This window comes from Nostoc sp. ChiVER01, assembly GCF_034531155.1.
GTDB lineage: Bacteria > Cyanobacteriota > Cyanobacteriia > Cyanobacteriales > Nostocaceae > Nostoc.
In genome coordinates this window covers 13,482-39,540 of record NZ_JAVRBS010000027.1, presented here as the reverse complement: position 1 = coordinate 39,540, position 26,059 = coordinate 13,482, and the positions used below count along the sequence as shown (strand labels likewise).

Sequence of the window (26,059 nt, the reverse complement as noted above, 5' to 3'; positions counted from 1 at the left end):
TTTAAGCCGCAAATTCAGGAGTATATGCCATAGCAGAGATTATCAAATCCCTAAGTAATATAAAAACCCAATTTCAACATTTTTGACCATTTTCAATTACAAAATAGAGTATTAACTATGGCAGGTTATCAAATTCCACCCGGAACAATTGTCAATAATATCAAAAGTCTATTGCGGGAGAGGTATAAGCAAGGGTTTCCTATCATTAAAGAAATAATTCAAAATGCCAATGATGGACGAGCTACAACTTTAGAATTTGGAATAGTCAAAGAACTGGGAGATGCAGTTGAGCATCCCCTTTTAAAGATACCTGGACTATTTTTCCTCAATAATGGTACATTTTCTAAATCGGATAAAGAATCTATATCTTGCTTTGGCATTGATGCTAATGCCAAAGATAAAGGTAAAATCGGTAAATTTGGACTTGGACAAAAGAGTATTTTTCATTTTTGTGAAGCCTTCTTTTATATTGCTCGTTCTCAGGATATTCAAGAAGGTTGTGGTCAATTTATTAATCCTTGGGCTAATTATGATGGATTTGATTCTAAACGCCCAGAGTGGGGAGAACTTTCTCTTGAAGATCGCCAGTTTTTAGAAAATTATTTAATTCAGCAAAACTTAGTAAAACCTACATCTAATTACTTTTTATTATGGATACCACTGCGCCAAAGAATGCCAGATGAACGTTGTATTTTGGCTAACTATTATAATGATGCCAAATCAGTGGAATCTAATCTACCTGAAGACATGAAAATGAGGATTGGGCAATTATTACCCTTGTTACGTCATATTAGGAAGGTTAGATATTGGCTAGAAAATAATAGCGGTTCTCTTCAGGCGCAATTTTCTGTTACTTTAGATAGCCATAATCCCTGCGATCGCTGTATTTATCCAAATTCAGAAAGTAAAATAATACAACAAGATGAACACGATTTGCAAGGGAGAATTATCATTAGTGCAGATGCAACAGGAATCCGGTTTGCAGGTAAAGAACGAATTTTACCAGCGAGTGACTTTTCATTACTACTAGGTCAAGATTCAGAAAGCGTATCAAATACTTTTTGGGATGATTTACAACAGTCACCTTATTGGACAAAAAGAGTATCAATTAATGAATCGGCGGAATCAGAAAGTATACCTGATAAATCAATCCCTCATTGTGCTGTAGTTTTTACCAAGCAATCGCTAAACAATAGACATAAAGCTAGATTAATGCTGCAATGGTCGGTTTTTCTACCTTTAGCCAGTGATGAAGCTAGCTATAGTCAAGAGGGAGCCGAACAACAAGCTTATGAAGTAATTGATTGCAAAGGTGAGCAAGATTATACAATTTTTTTACATGGTTATTTCTTTCTTGATTCTGGTAGAAAATATATTGAAGGATTGCAAAAAATTCGCACTGATGGGTTTGTGCAAAAGACTCCCACGAATGAAGATGAAATGATAGCTCAGTGGAATTATTTGCTGGCGACTAAAGGAACTTTAAAAGTTTTTCTTCCTTCCCTTGAGAAATTTGTGAAAATTCATAGTTTATCTATTCCAGATATATCTAACCTTTCTGAAGCAATTTTTCGATCGCAGTTTTTCAAAAGTAAAGTATACAAACAGAGTATTTGTAGAGAGGCTCAGTGGGTATTTAGGATTAAACCATCTCGTAGTGCTTGGGAACTAATTCCGGTTAATGCAAATGTGCGATCGCTACCTGGTGTTCCCCCCAACTGGGAAATCTTCCCTGAATTAAGCAATTTAGTAGAAAGGTATTATTTAATTGACAAGGAACAACCTAATCTTCTGTCAGATGAAACATCTGTAGATTGGCAAAAGCAAGAAATTATTAATCTACTGACATCGTTAGATTTAAAGTTGCTTTTTGCTCAACCTAAAAATGTCAACTACTTTGTGAATTTTCTCATCCAAAATAAACAACTTATTGGACAATCGGAAATTCAAACCTGCCTAATAAATATAGTTCGAGAAGCATTTATAACCATTGGTATCGAAAACCTCCAACAAGAGCAATTCAATGAAGCTATTAAAAAAATAGTTGCATTAATTCATCCTCAAAAAAGGTTGAAACTTAAACAAGTTACTTACAATGGGCAAGCTATACAACTTGTTTTAAACGCATTATATCAGCTAGATATTGAACAACCACTATTAATTTATGAATTATTTGAGCCAAATTCCCCTGTTAGTACTGGTTCTTTGAGTAATGAACAAGTAAAATTTATTCTGACTTCTCTTAGCCAACTATTGATAACAGCAACTACCCAGCAGGTAGCTAAAAAAATTCTTGAGCAAATTCTTGAGCAGATTAATTCACTAGAAACTGTTTTAAACCTTGTGTCGAATCTTGCCTTATTTTTTGGGTATAATCATCAGCAGAATAAAACCTATATTTGCTCCTACTTAAGTTTACAACAATACAAACAAAAATATTTGCTATTTCGAGGTGATAAAAGAGACTATGAGACACCTATTGCTATTGCTGTAAAAGCAGCTTTACCCGAATGCAAACTAATTTTTATAGAACCAAAAATTGCAACTATTTTAGAAAAAGCTAGTACTTTAAAAGCTATCCCTAAATTGGAACATCAAACTTGCTTACAGCTTTTAGCCACAAAACCAGATTTAGGCAATTCCAGCCAACGATGCAATTTATTGAAGGAGTTAATTAATTATGTCTAAGCAATTGCGTTACTTGTTGCATGGAAATAAAGAAAAGTACGAAGATATTACAACTCCTTTATATATCACTTCGCAAGAAAGTACAGTATGGCAAAAAGTGGGACAACAAGTTTTACAAATACGAGGTGAAGATTGGCGATTAATCGATCCGCTCATTGTTGAGTATATTCCCTCGGCTAAACGCCAAATACTAGGAATTAAATTATTACAAACTGAAGAAGTTGTAGATTTAATTCGTGAGTTAGGAGCAGACTGTGTAGATGGGAATTTGCTAGAACCATCTGAGAGATATGAGCTATTGCGCCATATTAAGCAAAGACCTATTAATCAAGAGTTATGGAAATCTCTACAACTCCATGAAACACTTAATGGTGAGCTAGTTTGTATTGAATCTGGCAAAATGTATTTAGAAAATCCAGATTTTTTCCTTGATGAACGCCTTAAAGAATATATTATACTGATTCGTCAAAACAAACAGGAAATAGACCAAGATTGGATTCAAGTTTGGACTCCTGGCGAAGCAATAGCGACAATTGTCAATTTGACCAATCCTGAAAAATATTGTGATTTAATTTTGAATGCTCTGCAACAATTGTCTACATCAGAAAAAGATAAATGGGAAAGTGAACTAAAAAATATTCATTGGTTAGTGGATGTAGATAGTAAAGCAATACAACCACAAGATGTAATCAAATTTCCAATAAATTTAGTACAACATCAACAAAATATCTCTACTTTAGACAATACCAAATATAGTGAAATATTTTTACATACTAGAATAAAAAATCATTCAGCATATAGTTATGTCGAAAAACTATTTACCTTTTGGGAGACAGAAACTATCCTAGAAAAAATTTTTACTCGTCCGAAAAAAACATTAGATTACTGGCGTAATTTTTCTCCACTGGTTTTAGATGCGTTGCCAGATATAGATATTTCTAATAACCCAACATTACAAACATTACTCACAACACAAAAATGGCTAGTTTGTATTGATAAACTAATTGCTCCTCAACAAGTAATAGAGATTGTATCCAAAGGTATTAGTAAACATTTATTGACATTAGTTGAGATAAGTGAAGGCGAATATGCAGAATTATCACTTCTGTCGCCAGATGTCCAAAATCACGATAGTTTGAAAATAGTTAAAAAGCTGTTTTCTCGGTGGAATGAAAATAATGTAATTGAGTTTATTCTGAGTCAGTCTCAACCTTACTTATATTTTGATATTATCCTGGATGCTTTAAGTAGTTTATTTAGTAATGCAAATCAAAGGCTGCTTAAAGATAATCACGAACAGCTAAAAATAACACCCTGGCTTGTAGATATAGATGGAAATGTTGTTTATCAAGAAAATGTTCTACATTATCCAGATATACAAATAGAAATTGAAGAGTTACTCTTAAAAAATTCTAGCTCTTACATAGTATCTTCACAATTAAATCAACAAATACGTAATAATGAAACTTGTTGGCAATGGTTATCTCAAGAATTATTTTTAACTCCAGAGCAAGTACTGTCAGAAATTGGGACACTTTTGAAACAAGCAGATGACTACCAACTAGGACAATTTAAAATAGATGAATTTCCGTTAGATGAAGTTGTGCAAATATTTAACACTATAGATGTTAGTTTCCTGCCAGCTTGGAACTTAGTTCAAAGAATTAGCTTAGAAAAATTTAAAAAATATCTACTTCCTAATTTATTAGGTAAAATAGATGAAGAAAAATTAATTAAAATCCTTCAAAATCTTGTTGACTTAAATAATGAACCTGAAGCAATTACGATTAAAGTTTTTAATTGCTACCTAAAATTAGCAGTCCAATATAATAGCTTTCCAAAAATTATAGGACAAATTCGTTTACTTAACCATGACAATCACTGGCAAACACCTGATAGCTTAACTTGGGGAAATAGAGAAAATATTGATGGTGCTTATCTTCTCAACAAAGAGCAAACAGCAATTCTGCACCCTTATTTAAAGGATATGCAGAAAAATAATTCCTCAAATGCTGTACAAATTTCTGTAACAGCAACAGATGAAACAAACTCTGATGTTCTGCAAAATTACTTTCGGGCTTGGGAACAATATTGTCCTACAGAACCAATAGGTGCATTTTTAACTTTATTATATGGTAATGAAGGCAGTGTTAAAAACCTTGCTCATCTCTATTTAGGTAAACGAGATTTAGGCATCTTACGCCAAAGATTACTTGACTCTCAACCCTTAGCAAATCGCCCCTTTTGTATCTATGTAGGTCAGGCAAGCGATCGCACTAGAGAAGTAGAGTCTATAATGGGCTTTACTTTTAAAGCAAGTCTTGTAAATACTAAAAATCCTCCTCATATTTTTGTTAACAAACTTGCACCTGATGTTACAGAAATTGAATTATTACCTATTCAAGCTCAACATTTTCTTCCCACAGAATTAATAAAGATTTTAAAGAACTCTACAAAAATCTTACTCAAAGAAGTTTATCAAGTAACGCCTTCATCACTAAATCAGATTTGGAAAGATTTATTAGAGTCAGATCAACTAGATATACAAGTAGCGAAAAACTTTTTACTAGAAGGTGCGCCTTATGTAATGAGAATGCTAGGCGCACATGAACATATTCCTCTGATTAAAACGCTTTTAACAAATTGGGATAACCTTCGTCATCGGAAAGCAGAATTCAAACAGCAAAATCGCTCTGTAGAGAATATCGAGAAAAAAATTGAAAATCTGATTTCTGAATTATCTGATTTACTAGAAGATGAATCTTCAGAAAGTGAAGAGGTAAGAAATCAATTATTAGAAGCTGTGCGAGCAAAGATAAATTTACACGGCTACAGATGTCAAAGTATTCCATTTGAGTTATTTCAAAATGCTGATGATGCAGTAGTTGAATGGCAGTTTATGTCATCCCAACAAAGACTTCATGATAGCAGGAAGCAATTTATTATCAAATTTGATGAGAATAAAATTCAATTCATTCATGCAGGTAGACCAATTGGCTGTTTTCAACATCCTGATCACCCAGAAAAACAATATAGAGATAAGGGATTTGATCGTGACTTAGAAAAAATGTTAACTTTCAACATCTCTGATAAAGGAGAAGGAGTGACAGGGAAATTTGGCTTAGGATTTAAGAGTATCTATCTTGCTTCCAGAAGACCTTATGTACTAAGCAAAAATTTAGGTTTTACCGTTGAAGGTGGGCTGATACCATCACGATTAAATGCACTAAAAGCTAGTGAACTTCGAGGTGATTATAAACGCTACATTAGTTTATCTGATGCAACAATTATAGAATTGAATCTTGAAGAGAATGTATCTTGGCAAAATGTACTTCAAGATTTCCAATCTGTAGCTAATATTCTGTTAGTTTTTTCTAAAGCTATCAAAACCTGTACATTTGTTGATTCCTATTGTCAAGAAACTACTTTACATTGGAATCCCTCTTCTGTTTTGAATATTCCGACAGTGGAAACAGGTAAATATCAAACTGGAAGTAATACTCAAGATTCGATACTACTATGTCTAAAAACTGGCGGAGAAATAAAAGCCGGTTTAGTTTTAGGTCTATTTGAAAAAAACGGTTGCCTTTATAACGCTTTACCAGAAAAAATACCAACTTTTTGGGTGACAGCACCCACAAGGGAAGAGCTATTTTTAGGTTTTGTTTTGAATGCTAACTTTGACATTACCACAGGCCGAGAAAGTTTAGTGAAGTCTTCAGTTCGTAACCGTGAGTTAGCGCAAGTTATAGGTAAAAATTTAGGAGAAGTTCTTCATAGCCTTTTCCGTGCTAGTGAGGGTAACTGGCAAGCTTTGACAAAAACTTTTGGTTTTACGAATATTGATGAATATGAGTTTTGGAACTTCTTATGGAAGGAGTTGGCAGTTCGTTGGCAGCAAAAAGACCCCAGTGAAGGAATTGATATTATCAGTAATATGTTGGCGGGCGATCGCGCTATGGGTTATCTCATCACTCGCTGTCAGTCTTTACCCAGTGGTTTGTATGGTCGCTACCGTCAACTCGTCTCACTTGATAATGTGAACTATAAATTAACAGGTAAAATCTCAGAGCAAAACACTTTTTTACAAGTCGCAAATTGGCCAGGTTTTGAGCAACAGTATCAGAATAACCTCATCGCCCGTGATAAATGGCAAGAAGTTAAGAAACTATTAGGAGAAGATTTTGTTCAAACACATTATGTTGTCAATGATTTACGGTTAGTTGATATATTAAAAAATGAAATAGGAAATAATCAACCAAGAGTGGGGGCATCCCAAGCTATATATGTTGGTAGTCTGATTTCCAAAAATTTTCTTAATAACTTTAGTGCAGCTTATGAACTTAATGAACTTCAGAATTTTTTAGAAACAGTTTACTTTATGTCTAAAGCTGGTAGTTATTTGCCTTGCCAGCAACTATTAATCAGTAATTCCAATGCTATTGAGGAAAAATTGTTAGTTGATTTTGCACCAGATAGCCGCATCCTCCACAGTGAATACAAGGATACTGCTTTAGATTTCTTCTATGCTTGTCGTTCCCGAAGAGACAGTATTTCCAAAGACGAAATTATTAGATGGGTGCTACAAGCAGCAACTGAAGATCAGCGTCAAGCAGTATATATCTATCTCTTACAGGGAGAACAACGAGAAGAAATAGCATCTAGCTTATATGCTAATCGACAGTTTTATTGGTTTGCCAATGATAAACAGATAATAGACATACTTGAGCTTATGGTACTGATTGTCATTGAAAGAGGAGACACTTTACCAGCGATAACTATAAACAAAATTCAAGAAGATGAACCAGAAATAGATGATTATAATCCTTTATTTGAAATCCATACTAATTGTACAAGAGATGATTTTTCTTTAGAAAGATCAGCAGAAGAGCTAGAGGAATTTGCACTTAAATTGCAAGCAGGTTTTAATAGTCAAAATTCTTACTGGAAAGGATACATCTACCACTTTACCCATGTTGAAAATGCTGTTTCAATTCTCACAGGTGAGAAACTACTAGCCAGAAATCTTTGTGGGAACTTCAGCAATTCAGCCGGCGCAAACCTTATTGACCGTACTAGAAGCGATGTAAAAGATTTTGCACGTTTTTATTGCCGACCACAAACTCCAACTCAGTGGCATAATGAAGGATTAGGCAAACGTAGAGGAAATATTTATGCTCTTTGTCCTGTACCAATTTTCTTCCGCTTCAATCTAAAGCGAGTCCTGGAAACTCATGGCAGCAAATGTGGTATAAGTAGTGGGAATCTTGCAGCTTCAGGCTCTCATTATGGTAACAGTACAACTTTCTTGGAGCAGTGTTTTGATTTTGATCATGTCTATTCTACACTGGCAGTTGGTAAAGAAACTTTTTTGAGAGCATCTCAACAAGAATTTATCGTTCATAGTTACCTCGATTTTACTGAGTTAAATTTAGATGATATAAGTATTATTTGTCGAACAACTCAGGATAAAGAAACTTTATTAAACCTCATTGGTACAGACTCACAATATGCTAGTCGAGTATTTAAAGAACGAGAAATAGTTGCTGAGGGTAGTTTGTTTTATCATGATAACCCTTATGTATCAATTAAGGACGAGGGAAATTTTATTGATATCCAAATTGATAACTACGATAAATATGGAAACATTAATGGAGAATTAATTCTTAGCTTTACAGAGCAGCTTCCATTTAATAGAGAAATTATTTCGCCGTTTAAAGATATTTCAAAAATTAACTTTGGACAATCTATTAATGTTAGTTCATCTCGTTCTATCCAGCTACAATATAAGCCTAATACTCCTATGAGTGTTAGGTTTCAAGAAAATGGTCAAGAATGGTTAATTTATACAAATGAGTCTCAAAATTATTAAAGGCAATTTATTTACTTCAAATTGTCAAACACTAGTCAACACTGTTAACTGTGTGGGGGTGATGGGTGCTGGTATTGCATTGGAATTTCGCTTAAGATATCAAGAAATGTATACATATTATGTAGAAATATGTAATCAAAATTTGATGGATATTGGTAAGCTGTGGCTGTATAAATGTGACAAACATTGGGTTCTTAACTTCCCAACTAAAAAGCACTGGAAGAAACCATCAAAGTTAGAATTTCTGGAATTGGGTTTGCAAAAATTCGTCGATACCTACATAGAAAAAGAGATAACTTCTATCGCTTTTCCTCTGCTTGGAACACAAAATGGAGGAATTCCCCAAGAGCAATCTCTAGAAATTATGAATAGGTATTTAGGTCAATGTGAATTACCTATAGAAATATATATATACGATCCTCATGCACCTGATGATATATTTAATGAATTAAAAACTGTTTTTCTTTCACTATCAGATAGAGAAATTTTAGAGGTAACTGGCTTGGGGAAAATATACATTAAAAAAGTCAAGCAAGCAATGCAAGAGGAAAGTATATGTAATTTATCTAAATTTTTATCAACGAAAGGAATAGGGATTACTACAGTACAAAAAAGTTTACTCCTACTCCAAAAATTTTACCCAACTATCTTACCTAACACTGACCAATAAATTCTCATTCAAAATCTAGGTGCGGAAATATGAGCGTTCGAGTTGGGTGTTGTTAGTTGACGAGACAGATTGCAATACAAACGACATTAGCGATAGCGAGGAACGAGCGTCAGCTATCCCGAAGGGAATCGCGCGACAAAGGAGCAACTTGACCAAATGCTCAAAACCTGGGAGTGTTTGTTAAATTAGCAGTAGACATCACTCAATTTCAGCTTCCTGCCAACCTTTAATCGCTCCTACAATAAAAGCACCTACAGGGTTATCAATGGCTTTCTCGAACGCTTGAAGACCACCTTCTTTAACTGCGTTTACAACCCGTTGTTTCCAAATTTGGTCACTTTCTATACGCTCAATAACTTTTGTTGCTACTACCATCTGCCCTGTTGTGGTGTTGGTGGGATAAGTCTGCTCTAGCTGTTGCAGAAGCTGCTGTATCTCTGCGGCTGCTTCTGCAAGAGTCTGCTTCTGCTCCGAAGGATAGTTGTTTATAGTGCCACCGAGTTGACTTGCCTCAACTTTCTCACTATAGCCAACACCAATTGATGCCCCACTTTGGTTGATATTTATTTTGCGCTCTGACATAGTTTCTACATAATTTTGATTGTTGCTCATGGTAACATTACCTCCTGTAATCATAATTTTTTGATTATTAATTATCTGATTACCAAGTTTCTGCCTCATTGCATCTATCACTTTAGCCACTACAGCATCAGTATCTGAATGAAGCTGCGATAGAGAGTTCAATAAATCTTGGACATCGTACTCATCATTAATTTCAATTCCGTAATGTGGAGGCTGAAGCTGTCCAGCAACAAGATGGAAGCGATCGCAAAGAAACCTAATTAATTTCACTGGTTGTTTTATGCTGTTACCAACTTGAAAGTAATGCTCCCAGCTTGCCAGAAACACCTGGTTAACAGTTTTTTGCAGAGAAAGATATAGTACAGCAGCATGAGAAGTGTCATGCACCGAGACAGATGCTGTTATACAACTAGAAAGTAAAGCCTTATCTATTTCACTTTCAAGCACTCTAAAACCAACTACTTGAGCCAAATATGAATGAAAAGGACATATCAACTTAACCAGGGCCAGTTCATCAATAGTCATTTCTTCTGGCAACGGTAGATTTTTCAGCTTCCAAGATACAGAAAGAATTTTTGCTGCATAAATGCCGAGGATAAATGTCCATAATTCGCCATGAACTAATCTCTGTTCTCCCTCTGCTAATACATCCTGCAACCAACGCAAGTCTTCAGGGCGAACCTTTGGGCAAGAGCTTACACCAAGCGATATACCCAACAGTTCTACAGGTCGGTAAAAAAACGAAGCTCGATCCGAAGGAAATGCTTCACGAGAGGCTAGTCGCGTCAAACCGTTTGCCCAAGCTGACAAAAAACTCTCACCAAAAACTCTGCCACAAGCAAGCTCATAACCCACAGCAGCAAGAACAGGAGCTTGATGTAGTCGCCTTGGTTCCAAACTGTTAATTGCTGCATCTGTTGCCACACTAAAAGGTGGTTTGCTATCAGCGCGATAAAAAATATAGCGTGCAAAGCCACTTTCTGGTGATTCCCAGTTATAGTTTGCCCCCAGATAATGTGTCAGAAAATCCAATTGATAACCGAAGCTTTTAGCTACTGCATCTGTCATAGAAACCACTTGCTTGCACGAAGTTTGATATTGAGCAATGCAGGTGACCAATCTCGAATATTGCGAAGGCGGGCAAGTAGTTCGGCAATTAGTTCAGAGTAATAGATAGTCACTGGTTTGCTAGCTGGAAGCAAGGAGCGCCACGATAATGATGTAAACTTTAGCACTTGCTCGGAAAGATACGTCAAGTCCCGATAAGTGGACTGTGGGTGTAGATGAATTAATAAAGGGGTTGGTAAAGGCGATCGCGCCATTTTCACTAGTGCTGGGCCGTTAGTACACAAAAGTCGGGTATATCTTCCAAGTTGCACAATTATGCCTCGCTGTGGTGCTAATTGTCCTTTTTTAGCACCATCTTTGAGAGAAATACCCTGTTGTGATTTATCTAACAGAGTAAATGGGTGTTCGTGAGAAACTGTTAGGAAAGCAAATTGAATGTTTTGTTCTTCTCCAACCTCCGCAACGCACTGTGCCACAATATCTGCTACATCAAGGTTCTTGAAAGGTCTAGCAGCATGAAATACAAGGCGAACAGTATCTCCTGGTTGCCAACCGTTGCGTCGCTTAATGTCCTGTAAGATTGATACAGTAGATGTTTTCAAAATACTTGGATATTCAGAATAAGAACACTCTTGGGAAAGATTGCCCAAGAGGTAGTTTCCATCACCTCTAAAAACTGTTGTGATACCTACAAACCTTTGTCGGTCAAAGAAGCGACTCCCAGAAAGTTCACAAGTTCCTATGCCGATGACAAGTTCATCGCTAATCGTCAGGTCATGATCTACTGTCCAAGGCAACCCGTTCATTTTGGCATAGAGAGCAACACTGAGATTTTGCAGCGTGTATTGCATTGAATAACGTGATTGACCCAGAGTAGATGCCCGAATGCCTTGCACAGGGATTCCAGCCATTAGTAACAGAGCTTTGGACTGAAGATAAGGATTTTCTGGGTCTGGAAGCCTTGAGTGTTCGTCTAAAACAATAACAATAGCTGCATCTGGCATGGTTTTTTCTAAAACCTGCGCCACAGCTTCTCTATAAGCGACTGCTGGTGGTTTATGTTTACTGTTGAGCCAGGGAATTTGCCGCAGAGTCAGCTTAGGATTAAAAAGACCAAAAATTTTAGCAAATCCACCTGAGTACTTGGAGTTTTCCTCCCAGCATTCAATCCCATCTTTAAATACTTTTTTCTTGATACTAATTCCGTCTTTGAAAGCTTTCAAAAAATTTTCTACTGCTCCTTGAACAGTGTCTGGAAAAAGAACCAATATTTCAGGGGATTTTTTTGAGAAAATCTCACGACTAAAAGGCCCGTATTTCTCGATTCCGCTCCAAGCGTATAAACTTCGTTTTGTTCTGGCTGCATCAAAGCAATACTCTACTGGTGAAGCAGAAATCACTGTTTGGTAACTCTCATCATTCACTGCTTCAATACGACCTCTAACATGAGCAGATAAATTAGGTGCAAGCTGCATAGGAGATTTTCTGACTAGAAAGGTCTCCATGCGAGTCAAAATATTGTCTAATGCAGGGCCAGTTAAAAAATTAGCTTCCTGAGTAAATCTTTCTGATTCAAAGGCATCATAATTATCTCCCAGCAATGTTTTGAGACAACGTACAAAAGACGCTTTAGAGCCTTCTAACCATACTTCGTCTTCACTGATAGAAGTAATTCCATCGAATGATTCTAATAAGTTGACTGTTCTTTCACAGATGTGGCTGATTTTTCCAACCAAACGGCGTTGTCCTGGTTGAGGTTGGCGACGAACAACATATAAATCTTGAAGATTAACCCCCGCATTTTGTAGGTCGCTCAGGGATGCCAGGATTTCCCAACGAGTTTCTAACCGCAGGAACAGACCAATAAATGTCTCCTCTTGGCGGAGTTCAACCAACTTTGCTTCAAGTGCAAATTTAGGTTTAATTTTGAAGGCAGAAATTAGTGATGGTAAGTCTTTGATTTTAGTAGCAATAGAACTGACTAACTCCTCTTTTTGAGCAAGGAATGTGAAGGGTTTAAATCGAAAAATTGAGTATTGGTAAAATATATCTGGCAAGACACTGTTGATGCGATCTGCTAGGAGTTGCAGGTGTTCGTCACACTTCAGTTCAACGGGTTTGCCAAAACTTTGTGTTAGTTGAGATACGTTAACTTTAGGAATTCCGTAGACTTTGCCAGAGCGCCAATGAAGAAACCAGTCCGACTGGAGTTTTTCTCGTAATTCTCGTAGCCCTCTATTATCTGGCATGTCTTGAACATAGGCGGTGAACGTATTAGCGGAAAGTTCTACCTTAAACCCGTTGAAGCAAATGGACATATGTAGCACTTACTTTATATCTGTGAAAATTTTGATGCAGTTTGTACCTCAGTCCCCTTGGTTATCTGAACTAAGGCAAGTACATTAGTACTGGTTAATTATTCTATATTTAGCGTATTTATTTACACTTTTTGGAAGAATACGCCATTCTCTAGATTTTTTTTATGTTCTAAGTTTTACTTTGTGGCTGGATAAGCGATCGCAGCGAAAGCTTCGCCTACAGGTATCTACAGATCAGCAAAGGTCTGGTTTATTGGCCTCTGCTAAAAGCGAGAAACAGCACAGTTCAGCAACCCGCCCTCCTGACGTACATAGCGATGTCTACGATGCTCACTGAGCTTGTCGTTGGCGCAGCTTTTCGTAGAGAAGTGCGGGCTGCGCCTACGCAAACTACAAAAATTCCAATGAAATAAAAAATTTAGCATACATTTCACAGTTTGAATTACTGAATGTGTTCTCACGACAGATGCTTTGCACCACTATTTTGAGAACACATCACTGAGAATTTTGACTGTATAGGAAAAGAGAAGTAACAATAATAACAACACAAACCTATTTTTGATAATTCCCCATTCCCAATCCCCAATTCCCCATCCCCCAAATCATGGCTATAGTCAGAGCTATCCCAGAACAAGGTCAACTGGTTAACGTTCGCTCCCGGCAATTCGTCGTCACGGATGTGCGTAATACGACTTTACCCACCAATCCAATGCTGAGTGCAGTGGAAAAAACTCAGCATTTGGTCAGTCTATCCTCTGTTGAAGATGATGGTTTGGGTGAAGAACTACAAGTAATTTGGGAATTAGAGCCTGGGGCATTAGTTTATGAAAAGATGGAGTTGCCCAAACCTACAGGCTTTGACGCACCCGCAAGGTTAGATGCTTTTCTTGATGCTGTGCGTTGGGGAGCAGCATCAACAGCTGATATTCGCACTTTACAATCCCCCTTTCGCAGTGGCATTGATATTGAAGATTATCAGCTTGATCCAGTAGTGCGAGCAATTCAAATGCCTCGCGTTAATTTACTGATTGCAGATGATGTCGGATTAGGTAAAACCATTGAGGCGGGGTTAGTTGCTCAAGAATTAATTATCCGTCATCGCTGTCGGCGGATTTTGATAGTTTGTCCATCTTCACTGCAAATTCAGTGGCGAGACCAAATGCGCGATAAGTTTGGTTTAGATTTCCGCGTCGTGGACAGTACCTTAATGAAGGAACTACGACGGAAGCGGGGAATCCACGTCAACCCTTGGCAGCATTTCCCCAGGTTGATTACCTCAATAGATTTTCTCAAACGCGATCGCCCTCTTCGTCTTCTGCGAGAAATGTTACCAGGTGAAGGGGAACCGATGTATCCCCGGCGGTTTGATTTGCTGATTGTGGATGAAGCGCACAATGTTGCTCCCTCTGGCGGTGGAAACTATGCTGTTGATTCTTTAAGAACTGCTGCTATTCGGCTTTTAGTACCGCATTTTGAACACAAACTATTCTTGACGGCGACACCACACAACGGCTACCCCGAAAGTTTTACAGCCTTATTGGAATTACTTGATAGCCAACGGTTTGCACGGGGGGTATCACCCGATCGCAAGCAATTGCAAGTAATCATGGTTCGCCGTCTCAAATCGGAAATGAAAGGTTGGGATGGTTCTGACTTATTTCCACAGCGCCAGTTAGAAGCTATACCTGTAGACTATCCTCAAGCAGAACGACAAGCACACACTAACCTCAAAAGATATACTGAATTGCGCTGCAAGGGGGTGGCAGATAATACAGAAAAATATGCGACTGAATTTGTCCTCAAGTTGTTAAAAAAACGGTTGTTTTCGTCTCCTCAAGCGTTTGCAACTACTTTGGCACAGCATGAAGAATCGCTAAAAAATGCCCGTCGCCGCACTTATAGCAGTTTATCTCGACCGACAGAAGGTATTTTGCGCCGCCAATTGGCACAAATTGAAGAAGATTTTGCAGATGATGAAGTTTATGAAGAATCGACAGATGAGGCAATTACTAATACAACTAGGTTATTTAGAGAACTGAGTGCAGAAGAACAGGCTTTACTACGGCAGATGCGGGAATGGGCAGAGACGACATCGAGAGTGTCTGATGCCAAAGCCAAAGAACTACTTAACTGGATTCATACCCACATTAAACCTGATGGCAAATGGTCAAATGAAAGGGTGATAATTTTTACAGAGTATCGAGCTACCCAGAAATGGTTATATAACTTATTTGCCACAGAGGGGTTAGTAGAAGGCGATCGCCTAATGACACTTTACGGCGGGATGAAGTCAGAAGATCGAGAGCAGGTAAAAGCGGCGTTTCAAGCATCTCCTGATATATCCCCAGTGCGGATTTTGTTGGCGACGGATGCGGCGAGTGAAGGTTTGGATTTGCAGAATTTTTGTTCGCGCCTTATCCACTATGAAATTCCCTGGAACCCGAACCGGATGGAACAGCGTAACGGTAGAATTGACCGTCACGGGCAAAAAGCTAAAGAAGTGAGGATTTACCACTTTGTTGGCAAAGATTATCAACATAATACAACTGGGCTACGTCCCGGTGAGTTAGAAGGCGATTTAGAATTTCTCATGCGGGCGGCGTTGAAAATTAACAACATCCGCGAAGATTTAGGTAAGGTGGGGCCAGTGATTGCGGCACAGGTGGAAGAAGCAATGATGGGGTATCGCAGCGTTTTGGATACTTCAGTCGCAGAGAGGGAGTCTGAAGTTGTGCGGCGAATGTTGAAATTTGAGCGCCAGGTACGGGAGCAAATTGAAAAGCTGCGAGAACAGTTGAATGAAACGCGCCAGCATTTGCGATTGACACCGGATAATATTGAGGCGGTGGTAAAAATTGGTTTGGAATTAGCCCAACAACCACTTTTGATTGCAGGGAAAGTTGAGGGGATTGCTGGGAAGGTGTTTTACCTACCACCATTAAAAAGCAGTTGGGCGGTTTGCAGCGAAGGTTTAGCCCATCCCCACACCAAAGAAATTCGTCCGATTGTTTTTGACCCGGAATTGGCGCATGGTAGAGATGATGTAGTGTTAGCCCACTTGAATCATCGTTTGGTGCAGATGTGCTTGCGCTTGTTACGTGCTGAAGTTTGGTCAAAGGAAGGTAGAAAAGCTTTACATCGGGTGACGGCGCGTTTGGTTCCCAATTCTGTTTTGGATACACCTGCGGTTATAGCTTACGGTCGATTGGTGATTTTAGGAAGCGACCAGCAACGGTTACATGAGGAAGTAATCATAGCGGGTGGGTTGCTCAAAGAAGGAAAATTTAGCCGTTTGGGTGTGATGAAAATTCAAGAAGCTGTTTCAGTAGCTTTACCAGAATTAGCACCGGAAAATGTCACAGAGAAATTAGCCCAGTTATGGGATAGTCACGTATCAGCTTTGATGCAAGCTTTGGAGGCACGGCTTCAAGACCGTAGTAAAAGTTTACAACGAGACTTAGGCGATCGCGCTCAAAAAGAAGCGGCTGATATTACAGCAGTTTTAACGGAATTGCGTCAAAGCATTCTCAATGAACTGGATGAACCTGAGTTTAAGCAGTTGGAACTGTTTAATACCGCAGAAAAAGAACAATTCGAGCGCAATGTCAACAGTCTTAAGGCGAGAGTAGAGCAAATTCCCGCAGAAATTGAGCGCGAAGTGGCTGCAATTCAAGCTAGGTTTGCAAATCCGACACCGCGACTGTTTCCCTTAGCGGTTACTTACTTAATTCCCCAAAAGCTAGCACGGTGAGTATAACTGTAAATATAATTACAAAGTTAACTTGCGAAAATATGGTTAAAACACATTCGTTTGCAATTCTTGCACCTGTTCCAGAAATGCACTTGCTTTCAGCGATGGAGACAATAGTTAACTTAGAGCATGAATTAAGTGATGAAACGGTTAAAACAGCTTTCGGAAGTATGGATTTTGAGCTATTTCGTAAAGTTGATGAGTTGCGGGGAAATAAAAGTGTGGAAGTATTAATTTATGCTTCCTATTCAGATGCAGATCAACCTTTAGATTCAGAAGCATCTTGGCATGGTTTATACATTGGTCATGTAAATTCTCGCAATGGCAGATATCCAGGTAAAGCTCAATTTCGTCCGCCATCTACTGCTACTGATAAGCCGACTTGGGCTAGTTTTTGGGAAGTGCAAGATTTGAAACCACTAACTTCTCCTAGAAAAATTGGCTTTTTGAAAGGTTTAGGTAAAAAGTCTTGTTATAATTCTCGCTTTATTCCTGAAGGGCCATTGTTAATTGAATGTCCCTGAGATTTTTTTAACTAGATAAATATTTATTAATAGTTCATCTCAAGTTACCAACACATAATCTTAAAAAGAATAAAAACATGAGCAAAAATGGACTTATTGTTTTAGTACCTTACAAGACAGGACAAGAATTTTACTCCGAATATGATTATGAAAATGGAGACGATGAAGAAAATGAAGATTTTTTAAAAACGAATGAAGACGATGAATATTTTTTAGAAGCGGATGAAGATGAGAATTTAGCTTATCTTCCTGTTTATGTGGAAACAGAAGATCAGGATTTAGCTTTAATGGCTGTTGCTTACGAAGCTTGTCAATGCAGATACGTAACTTTCTCATCATCAATTGCAACAGCACAAGAATGGGAAAATAGAGGTTATCCAGGAACTGTAGAAAAACCAGGAGTGGATTTACCTGCTAGCAATGAAGCTTTTGAAATCCCTGAACCAGGAGATTGTTTTTGTTGCGCTAGTATGGAAGACTACGAAGTTATCACACTAGAAGAAATGATAAAAAGATTAAAAATATCAAAAGCAAATTATATTCTTGTGTATTTAGAAGATAATGATGACTTATGGGAAAGTTTCAATGATTGGTGTGTTAAGTTTTTGAATTATTCTATTTTCTTACCTAAACAATAAATCTCTATTAGCTAAATTTTAACTTTCAAAACTTAACCCAATTCCCCATTCCCAATTCCCATGTCTACAGCCCGTCACCACGCCGAATGGTTATCGCTAGTTGAAGCTTCTGGCCCCTTTCTCAGTCTACCTGTACTCCTCAAAGCATTTCCTAACGGTTTAGATGCCCACGATCCAGAACACTTGAAGCTGTTACGATTAGCATACGAAGAATGGCAAGATAATCAATTAGGGGCAAAGCCTGACTCAGCAATTCATCGGGCGTGGGTAGATTTTGTGTTGCGGCAGACTTTAGAATTGCCGGATGAAGTTTTATTAACAGGTCAGCGCATTCCCACGGGGCTGGCTGCGACTATTGCTGAACAGGGTGAAACTTTGCGTCCCGACTGGGTGGTAGTTGAACCGGATGGGAACAAACCTCGCTTCTTAGTGCAAATTGTATCACCTCAGCAGAATTTAGAAAAACCCCTCAAAGACCGCCGTTGGAAAGCAAGTCCAGCAACGCGGATGATGGAGTTGCTACACGCTTGTAATGTGCGCTTAGGGTTGGTGACGAATGGAGAACATTGGCTGCTGGTAAACGCCCCACGGGGGGAAACGACTGGTTTTATTTCCTGGTATGGGGCGCTGTGGCTGGAAGAACATATCACACTGCGGGCATTTCGGAGTTTGCTGGGTGTACAGCGCTTTTTTGGGGTAGATGACTCAGAAACGTTGGAGGCTTTGCTGCAAGCAAGTGTTACCGACCAGCAAGAAGTTACTGACCAACTTGGCTATCAAGTCCGCAAGGCGGTGGAGGTGTTGGTAGAGGCGCTAGACCGCATCGACCAAGATAGAAACCGCAGTCTCCTTCAAGGTATTTCTGAAACGGAACTTTACGCAGCTGCGTTGACGGTGATGATGCGGCTGGTGTTTTTGTTTTCGGCGGAGGAACGGGGTTTGTTACTACTGGGCGATCCCCTTTACGACCAGTGTTATGCTGTTTCCACTCTGCGGGAACACTTGCAGCAACGGGCTGATAAAGAAGGTGAGGAGGTATTAGAACGGCGTTATGATGCTTGGTGTCGGCTGTTGGCGACATTTCGGGCAGTTTATGGCGGTGTTCAGCACGATGTTTTGCAGCTTCCTGCCTATGGTGGTAGTTTATTTGATCCTGACAGGTTCCCATTTTTAGAAGGTCGTATGTCGGGGACACACTGGGAAGAAACTTCCGCCGACCCGATTCCAGTAAATAACCGGATTGTGCTGCACCTATTGGAAGCCTTACAAATACTACAAATTAAAGTGGCAGGTACTGTAGAACCACGTAGGCTATCCTTCCGGGCGTTGGATATTGAACAAATTGGTCATGTTTATGAAGGTTTACTCGACCATACAGCAGTAAGGGCAAGTTCGCCTGTTTTGGGGTTGATAGGAACACGGTATCAGGAACCGGAAGTTTCTTTGGAAAGGTTGGAAAGGATAGAGAACGGGGAATTGGTTAAATTTCTGAAAGCGGAAACGGGGCGATCGCAGTCGGCTTTGCAGAAGGCTTTAAAGCAAGAGTTGACAGCCTATGAAGAACAACGTTTGTTGACGGCGTGTAATAATGACCAGGAATTATTTAACCGCGTGTTGCCTTTTGCTGGGTTAGTCAGATTAGATACTTTAGGTTATCCGGTGGTGATTCCCACCGGAAGCGTGTATGTGACGCAGGGAAGCGATCGCCGGGAGACGGGGACACACTACACGCCGCGCAGTTTGACGGAAGAAATTGTGCAGTACACCTTGGAACCGTTGGTGTATGAGGGTGTGGCTGAGGGGAAGCCGAAGGAACAGTGGAAACTCAAGTCAGCAGCAGAATTATTAAAGTTGAAAATCTGCGATATGGCGATGGGTTCGGGGGCGTTTTTGGTGCAGACTTGTCGCTATTTGGCGGAACGGTTGGTGGAAGCGTGGGAAAATGCGGAAAAGGCGAATCCGGGGAAGGTGGTGACTGCACCGGAGGGAACTTTATCTAAGTCGCGTCCAGAGGAGTGTGTAATTCCCAAGGATGCGGATGAACGCTTGATGGTGGCGCGGCGGATAATTGCGGATAGGTGTTTGTATGGGGTGGATAAAAATCCCTTGGCGGTGGAGATGGCGAAGTTATCGCTGTGGTTGATTACGCTGCAAAAGAACCGTCCGTTTACATTTGTGGATCATGCGTTAAAGTGTGGGGATTCGCTGATTGGGGTGAGTTTGGAACAGTTGCGTTATTGGAATTTGGACACAACTGGGACACCGGAGTTATTTGCCGATCAGATTCGGCGGGAAGTTGATAAGGTAATTGAGTTACGGCGAGAGATAGCATCGCTTCCAGTGTTGACGAGGGAAGACCAAAATCGCAAGGCATATTTGTTAGCCCAGGCGAATGCGAGAAGTTTTGATTTACGCAGAGGTTGCGATTTATTGGTTGGGAGTTATTTTAATGAGTGGTCGGAGAAGGAACGGGAAGGTTTAAGGAAGACTTTGTTAAATTCGTTTCGGGATGGTGCGGATATTCCTGAAGGAATGGGTAAGGCTTTACCTGATTTTGAAAAGTTGCGTCCTTTTCACTGGGAGTTGGAATTTCCAGAAGTGTTTTTAGATAACATAAAAAGAGGTTTTGATGGGATTATAGGAAATCCACCTTTTATGGGCGGTTTAAAACTATATACCCAATTTGGTGAAAACTATAGAGATTTTTTAATTAATTACATAGCTAATGGTGTTAGAGGAGTTAGAGGAACAGCAGACCTTTGTAGTTACTTTTTTTTGAGAGCGCAAAAACTAATCTCATTTCAAGCTTGTTTCGGTTTACTTGCCACAAACACCATTGCTCAAGGTGATACTTGTGAAGTAGGTTTGGAGCAAATAGTTACTTCCACTAATATAATTTATCGTGCAGTGCCAAGTCGTAAATGGCCTGGTTCTGCTAACCTTGAGATTGCTTACGTATGTTTGCACAAAGGTAATTGGAATGGATTATCAATTTTGGATGATAAAACTGTTGCTGGTATCACGCCATTACTAACAATTCAAAGTCAAGTTACAGGAAGCCCTGATAGTTTGGTTGGAAATCAAAATAAAGCTTTTCAAGGTTCAATTGTACTGGGGATGGGTTTTCTTATTACTGATAAAGAAACCCAAGAATTAATCTCTAAAAATTTACGTAATAAGGATGTTATTTTTCCTTATCTTAGTGGTCAAGATTTAAATTCTCGCCCTGATCAGTCCCCTAGTCGCTGGGTAATTAATTTTTTTGATTGGTGCTTGGATGCGAATCATGAAGATCCTAAAAATCCTAAAGGTTCTCCTTACGCAATGGATTACCCAGATTGTCTATCAATATTACAAGAGAGAGTAAAACCTGAACGTGAAAGTTTACCACCAATTAATTCATATAATAAAAGTGCTGCACAACGCTGGTGGCAGTTTGCAGGCTACCGAGTGGCACTTGATTCTGCAATTGCTGGTATGAGTCGTGTAATTGCTGTAGCTGCAACAAGTCGAACTCTAGCTTTTGTTTCGATACCTACTGGAATAGTATTTGCTAATACAGTATACATAATGGCTTTTGACAAGTTTAATACTATTGCGCTTTTACAAAGTTGTTTTCATGATTGTTGGTGCCGTCAATATTCTTCTTCTATGAAGGGAGATTTAAGATATACTTCTGATGTTTTTGCTACATTTCCTTTCCCATCATCAACCACTAACTTAGAAAAAATAGGCGACGAATACCACACGCATCGCCAAAATATCATGCAAACACGCCAAGAAGGATTAACCAAAACCTACAACCGCTTCCACAACCCCGACGAAACCGCCGCCGATATTCAACAATTGCGCGAATTGCACATAGAAATGGATAATGCTGTAGCTGCTGCTTACGGTTGGCAAGATTTAGAATTATCTCATGGTTTCCACCAAACCAAACAAGGCTTACGCTTCACCATCAGCGAAACTGCACGGCGAGAAGTGCTAGATAGATTATTAGAATTAAATCACCAACGCTATGCTGAAGAGGTAGCACAGGGTTTGCATGATAAAGGCAAGAAAAAAGGTAAATCTGGAGGTAAGAATAAGGCGCAAGCGGAATCTAAAAAGCAAGATAATGATAATGGGCAGATGAGTTTATTTTAGGTTGAGAATATGGAATATAAGCCCTCACCCTAGCGTCTTCTCCCTTGGGTAGAAGGGGAACTAGAATTTTGCAGGGTGGGTTATAAGTTTTCACCAATTAAATACCTTTTTTACAAACCGATTTTTCCAATCCTTTTCATGTTCATATTCATCCAACCAAACCTTTAAATCAATTGCGTCTGTAAATTCCATAAAAGCTATTGCAAATCCTTCTAACTGTTGCAGATTCAATCCGCGAATGCGTTCGGAGATTCCAGGTATTTCTTCCTCAAGTTCACTAATGTCACAAAAACGACTACGAACTAAACAATTAAATAAATGATACGCACCTGGATATAAAATATTTTCATCATTAACTGACTCTTGCATAAAATTTTCACTCCATAATTGATCGGATATTAATATAGTACATTTTTACTATAAAAAAATAGCCTATTCTTGTAAAAATATTAAGTAATTTAGATTTACTTTAATTTATATGAATATGGATTATACAAAAAGCCGGATTTTTTAACTCCGACTTTATAGTTTATCAACACCTGAAATTAATTTCTTTCTTGTTCGTCTAACCAAGCTACTAAATTAGATACTTCTGAAAAGTCTAGTAATGCTTCTGCTAAATGATCTAGCTTTTCAACAGATAGCACTCTAATTTTATCAATCAATGATGAATCTATTTCGCCAAACCGTCTATTAAGCTGGCGTATAATTGTACGTTCTTCACCTTGCTTATCTCCTTTCTGCAAAATATCCTGATAAATTACAGATTCTTGCATAATTTCCTCTCCTAAAAATTGCTGAATTAAATCCTTCTCAAACTTCAAACCTGCTAATATTTCTGTGTAAGCAGCGATATTCTGCCGAGTTTCCCTATCTGAGATTCTAGCAACACTCTGGGCAACCTGCGATAATAACCTTTGGGGTGAATCTGTCTGTGTTAAAGGTGCTAACGGTAATAATGCAGGATTATCCAGAAAAAACGCTGAATCTTGTTCCCACATTCTGACAACACGATAGCGGTGATGTGTCATCTCATTTACATATTCTTCGGTAAAAGCGATTTCGTTACTTGTCTCTTGTAAGAAAATTACTACTTGCGTTATTGGAACATCATACTGTCGCACTAACCTGACAAAGTAATCCAACATTCGTAAGGGGATGGGAGTTTCAGATTTTACTGTTGTCTGAAATTCCAGATGCAAAATACGATTCTCTGTTTGTAAAAAAGTGACAGAATCTGCTCGAATTGGTTCGATGCTTAATTCAGTTTTTAATACTTTTATTTTTTGTGGTTCATCAGGTAGCAGCCACCGGGCAAAATCCGTTGGATATTTCTCTGCTAATATTTTACAAACATTATCAAAAGACACTAATTACACCCAAATTTAATCCAATATAATTTTATAATTTTCTAGCTTATAAATAAAATTTTTATAATAATAAATTACTATAGTTATCAACCAAATATTACATTTTAAAAATGAGTAAAAGTTTAACTTGCTGGCATTTAAATCATTTGCACAAAGCAGATAAAAGCTTTTTTTATCCTATTACCCATTACCAATTTCCCATTCCTCATTGAAGATTGAGTATAATTTTGAATAACGCTTAAACAAACCTAGTTATATCTACGTATAGATACCCATCTACCATGATCTTCGAGATTATCCACAAACCCACCTTCACCAATCAACTCTTAGCTATCCCTAAAGAGTATGTGGTGCAAATATTGGAGAAAATCGAAGTATTGCGGGATGATCCCAAACCTCACGGTAATTTAAAGAAGAAATTACATGGCTATAAGGGTGATGTGTATCGCTTGCGTTCAGGCGACTATCGCATAATTTATACTTTTGGTGATAAATGGGTAGTGTTGCTGGGTGTAGATGCTCGTAAAGATGTATACAAAGGCGATAAGCTAGTTGCAGAAACAACCGATATTGATATCAGCACTCTGCCAGATGTAGAAGCATTACTGGCTGTAAAACCAACTTATACCCAAAGCTTGGCTTTGCCTGATACCTCCAACACAGAAAGCCCGCTACCCGTGGAAATTACCGAAGATTTGCTTCATAGGTTGCGACTACCAGAAGAATATTGGGCAACATTAACCGCGTGTCGGACATTAGATGATTTAATGGCGGTAAATTTACCAGGGAAGTGGTGCGATCGCATTTTTGATTGTATCGCTGAACCCAATTTTGACCAAGTTCTGAACCAACCCAGCTTTGTTACGGGTAGCACTGATGATTTATTGCGCTTCACTGAAGGTGAGTTGCTGGGATTTTTACTCAAACTCAATCCCGAACAAGAAAAGTTCGTCAGTTGGGCAATCAACGCTTCTGGCCCTACACTGCTAAAAGGTGGCCCCGGAACGGGAAAAAGTACCGTTGCACTTTACCGTGTTCGTGCTTTGGTAGAAATCCTCCAAGCTAACGGAATCGAAAAACCTAAAATCCTATTTACAACCTATACAAATGCACTGGTTGCGTTTTCTCAACAACTTTTAGCAAGTCTCTTGGGCGAAGATATACAGTATGTTACTGTCAAAACTGCCGATGCAATAATTGCGTCAGTCATTTCCCAAAGTACCGGAAAACCCAATATTGCTTCTGGTGATGTCCTGCGAAAAACCATCAAGCAAGCGTTAATCTACGCAATTGATTCTCTAGAAGGCAACCTACTACAACGTCAAGCGCAAGAACAAACGTTAAAACGTCTGAGTATTGATTATCTTATTGATGAAATTTGTACAGTTATCGAAGCACGGGAAATCAAAACTCTCGAAGCATATCAAGCAACGCCACGAAGCGGTAGGGCTATTTCCCTTAACAAAACGCAACGTCAAGCAATCTGGCACTTGCGTCAACAATTTTACCAGCTGCTAGAAAAACAAGAACTCGAAACTTGGCAGCAAGTCCGTACCCGTGCCTTGGAAACGTTACGGGAGATGGATAACCCGCCAATTTATGATGCAGTGGTAATTGACGAAGCCCAAGATTTAGACCCCAATACTTTACGTATTTTGACTCAAGTTTGCCGTCACCCTAACCGCCTGTTCATTACCGCCGATGCCAATCAATCCATATATGGTAGTAGCTTCCGGTGGAGTGACGTTAGCCAAGACTTGAAATTTGTCGGACGCACAGGAGTACTGCGCGTTAATCACCGCACCACCCGCGAAATTAACGAAGCTGCAATATCTTACTTGGCAAGTTCGATTTTAGATGATGAAGGAATGGGGAATAGGGAATTGGGAATCGGAGAAATTTCCCATTCTCCAAGTAGAGACTATATCCACAATGGCCCACCACCGGCTGTCCGTGCCGTAAATAATCCAGGAGATGAAGCCGAACTACTGGTACGATTTTGCAAAAGTGCTGCCCGTGAATTTCGGTTGGGTATTAAGGCTTGTGCCGTAATTGTGCCGACAGAAAGTGCTGGTACAAAAATAGCTGGTCAACTTTCATACTTAGGGTTAGAAGCGCATTTCATGTCTAGCAAAGACTTGGACTTAAATAAACAAGGTGTTAAAGTTATTACGCTTAAAGCTGCGAAGGGGTTAGAATTTCCCATTGTAGCGATCGCAGGATTTTTGGATGCAACCTATCCAACAATTCCCAAAGGGACACCGGAGGATGAAATTACAGAAATTTTAGCACGCGATCGCCGTACTCTATTTGTTGGTATGACTCGTGCTATGCGGGCATTGTTGGTTATTGTTCCTGCAAGTAACCCTTCTCTCCTCTTGGAAAACTTCGATTCTCAATTGTGGAATCTGGGTAATAGGGAATAAGAAAGA

General features: G+C 38.9%; 13 protein-coding genes. 9 read left to right on the top strand and 4 right to left on the bottom strand.

Annotated elements, in window-relative coordinates; all coding sequences use genetic code 11:
- Window positions 1-117 precede the first annotated feature (117 nt).
- Genes RMY00_RS27630 through RMY00_RS27620 form a run of 3 tightly spaced genes read left to right on the top strand, consistent with a single transcriptional unit; the run spans window position 118 to window position 9,230 of the window.
- Window positions 118-2,688, top strand: a complete 2,571-nt coding sequence (locus RMY00_RS27630; RefSeq protein WP_322650602.1) for a sacsin N-terminal ATP-binding-like domain-containing protein — start codon at window positions 118-120, stop codon at window positions 2,686-2,688.
- Entirely contained in the window at window positions 2,681-8,560 is a 5,880-nt protein-coding gene (locus tag RMY00_RS27625; RefSeq protein ID WP_322650601.1) for a DarT ssDNA thymidine ADP-ribosyltransferase family protein, read from the top strand. The genes RMY00_RS27630 and RMY00_RS27625 overlap by 8 nt, the downstream gene beginning before the upstream one ends.
- The gene (locus tag RMY00_RS27620; protein WP_322650600.1) at window positions 8,541-9,230 is read left to right on the top strand and encodes a macro domain-containing protein; all 690 of its coding nucleotides are present in this window, start codon (window positions 8,541-8,543) and stop codon (window positions 9,228-9,230) included. The genes RMY00_RS27625 and RMY00_RS27620 overlap by 20 nt, the downstream gene beginning before the upstream one ends.
- 198 nt (window positions 9,231-9,428) lie before the next feature.
- Here RMY00_RS27620 and RMY00_RS27615 read toward each other — a convergent pair whose 3' ends face one another.
- Together RMY00_RS27615 and RMY00_RS27610 are read right to left on the bottom strand one after the other, a co-directional pair.
- A complete protein-coding gene (locus RMY00_RS27615) occupies window positions 9,429-10,880 on the bottom strand; it encodes a hypothetical protein (RefSeq protein ID WP_322650599.1) in 1,452 nt (483 codons plus the stop codon).
- Window positions 10,877-13,129, bottom strand: a complete 2,253-nt coding sequence (locus RMY00_RS27610; protein WP_322650598.1) for an argonaute/piwi family protein — start codon at window positions 13,127-13,129, stop codon at window positions 10,877-10,879. The genes RMY00_RS27615 and RMY00_RS27610 overlap by 4 nt, the downstream gene beginning before the upstream one ends.
- A gap of 250 nt (window positions 13,130-13,379) precedes the next feature.
- On the opposite strand from RMY00_RS27610, the gene RMY00_RS27605 reads away from it, so the two are divergent.
- The 5 genes from RMY00_RS27605 (at window position 13,380) to RMY00_RS27585 (ending at window position 22,257) form a co-directional block, all read left to right on the top strand.
- Window positions 13,380-13,535: a hypothetical protein gene (locus tag RMY00_RS27605; RefSeq protein ID WP_322650597.1), complete on the top strand. Its 156-nt coding sequence runs from the start codon at window positions 13,380-13,382 to the stop codon at window positions 13,533-13,535.
- Between the two features lie 267 nt (window positions 13,536-13,802).
- Complete coding sequence (gene drmD / locus RMY00_RS27600) at window positions 13,803-16,949, top strand: DISARM system SNF2-like helicase DrmD (protein WP_322650596.1); 3,147 nt, start codon at window positions 13,803-13,805, stop codon at window positions 16,947-16,949.
- A 41-nt stretch (window positions 16,950-16,990) separates the two neighbouring features.
- Window positions 16,991-17,473, top strand: a complete 483-nt coding sequence (locus RMY00_RS27595) for a hypothetical protein (RefSeq protein WP_322650595.1) — start codon at window positions 16,991-16,993, stop codon at window positions 17,471-17,473.
- A 77-nt stretch (window positions 17,474-17,550) separates the two neighbouring features.
- On the top strand, window positions 17,551-18,111 hold the full coding sequence (locus RMY00_RS27590; RefSeq protein WP_322650594.1) for a hypothetical protein: 561 nt from the start codon (window positions 17,551-17,553) through the stop codon (window positions 18,109-18,111).
- 60 nt (window positions 18,112-18,171) lie between these two features.
- Window positions 18,172-22,257 (top strand): Eco57I restriction-modification methylase domain-containing protein, encoded by a 4,086-nt coding sequence (locus tag RMY00_RS27585; protein WP_322650593.1) that lies wholly within the window; start codon window positions 18,172-18,174, stop codon window positions 22,255-22,257.
- Between the two features lie 90 nt (window positions 22,258-22,347).
- Here the strand turns inward: RMY00_RS27585 and RMY00_RS27580 are convergent, their stop codons facing one another.
- Window positions 22,348-22,626 carry a DUF4351 domain-containing protein gene (locus RMY00_RS27580; protein ID WP_322650592.1) on the bottom strand — a complete coding sequence of 93 codons (279 nt, stop codon included), beginning with the start codon at window positions 22,624-22,626 and terminating at the stop codon, window positions 22,348-22,350.
- A gap of 176 nt (window positions 22,627-22,802) precedes the next feature.
- Window positions 22,803-23,627 carry an Rpn family recombination-promoting nuclease/putative transposase gene (locus tag RMY00_RS27575; RefSeq protein WP_322650591.1) on the bottom strand — a complete coding sequence of 275 codons (825 nt, stop codon included), beginning with the start codon at window positions 23,625-23,627 and terminating at the stop codon, window positions 22,803-22,805.
- A 281-nt stretch (window positions 23,628-23,908) separates the two neighbouring features.
- On the opposite strand from RMY00_RS27575, the gene RMY00_RS27570 reads away from it, so the two are divergent.
- Window positions 23,909-26,053 carry a UvrD-helicase domain-containing protein gene (locus tag RMY00_RS27570; protein ID WP_322650590.1) on the top strand — a complete coding sequence of 715 codons (2,145 nt, stop codon included), beginning with the start codon at window positions 23,909-23,911 and terminating at the stop codon, window positions 26,051-26,053.
- Window positions 26,054-26,059 lie beyond the last annotated feature (6 nt).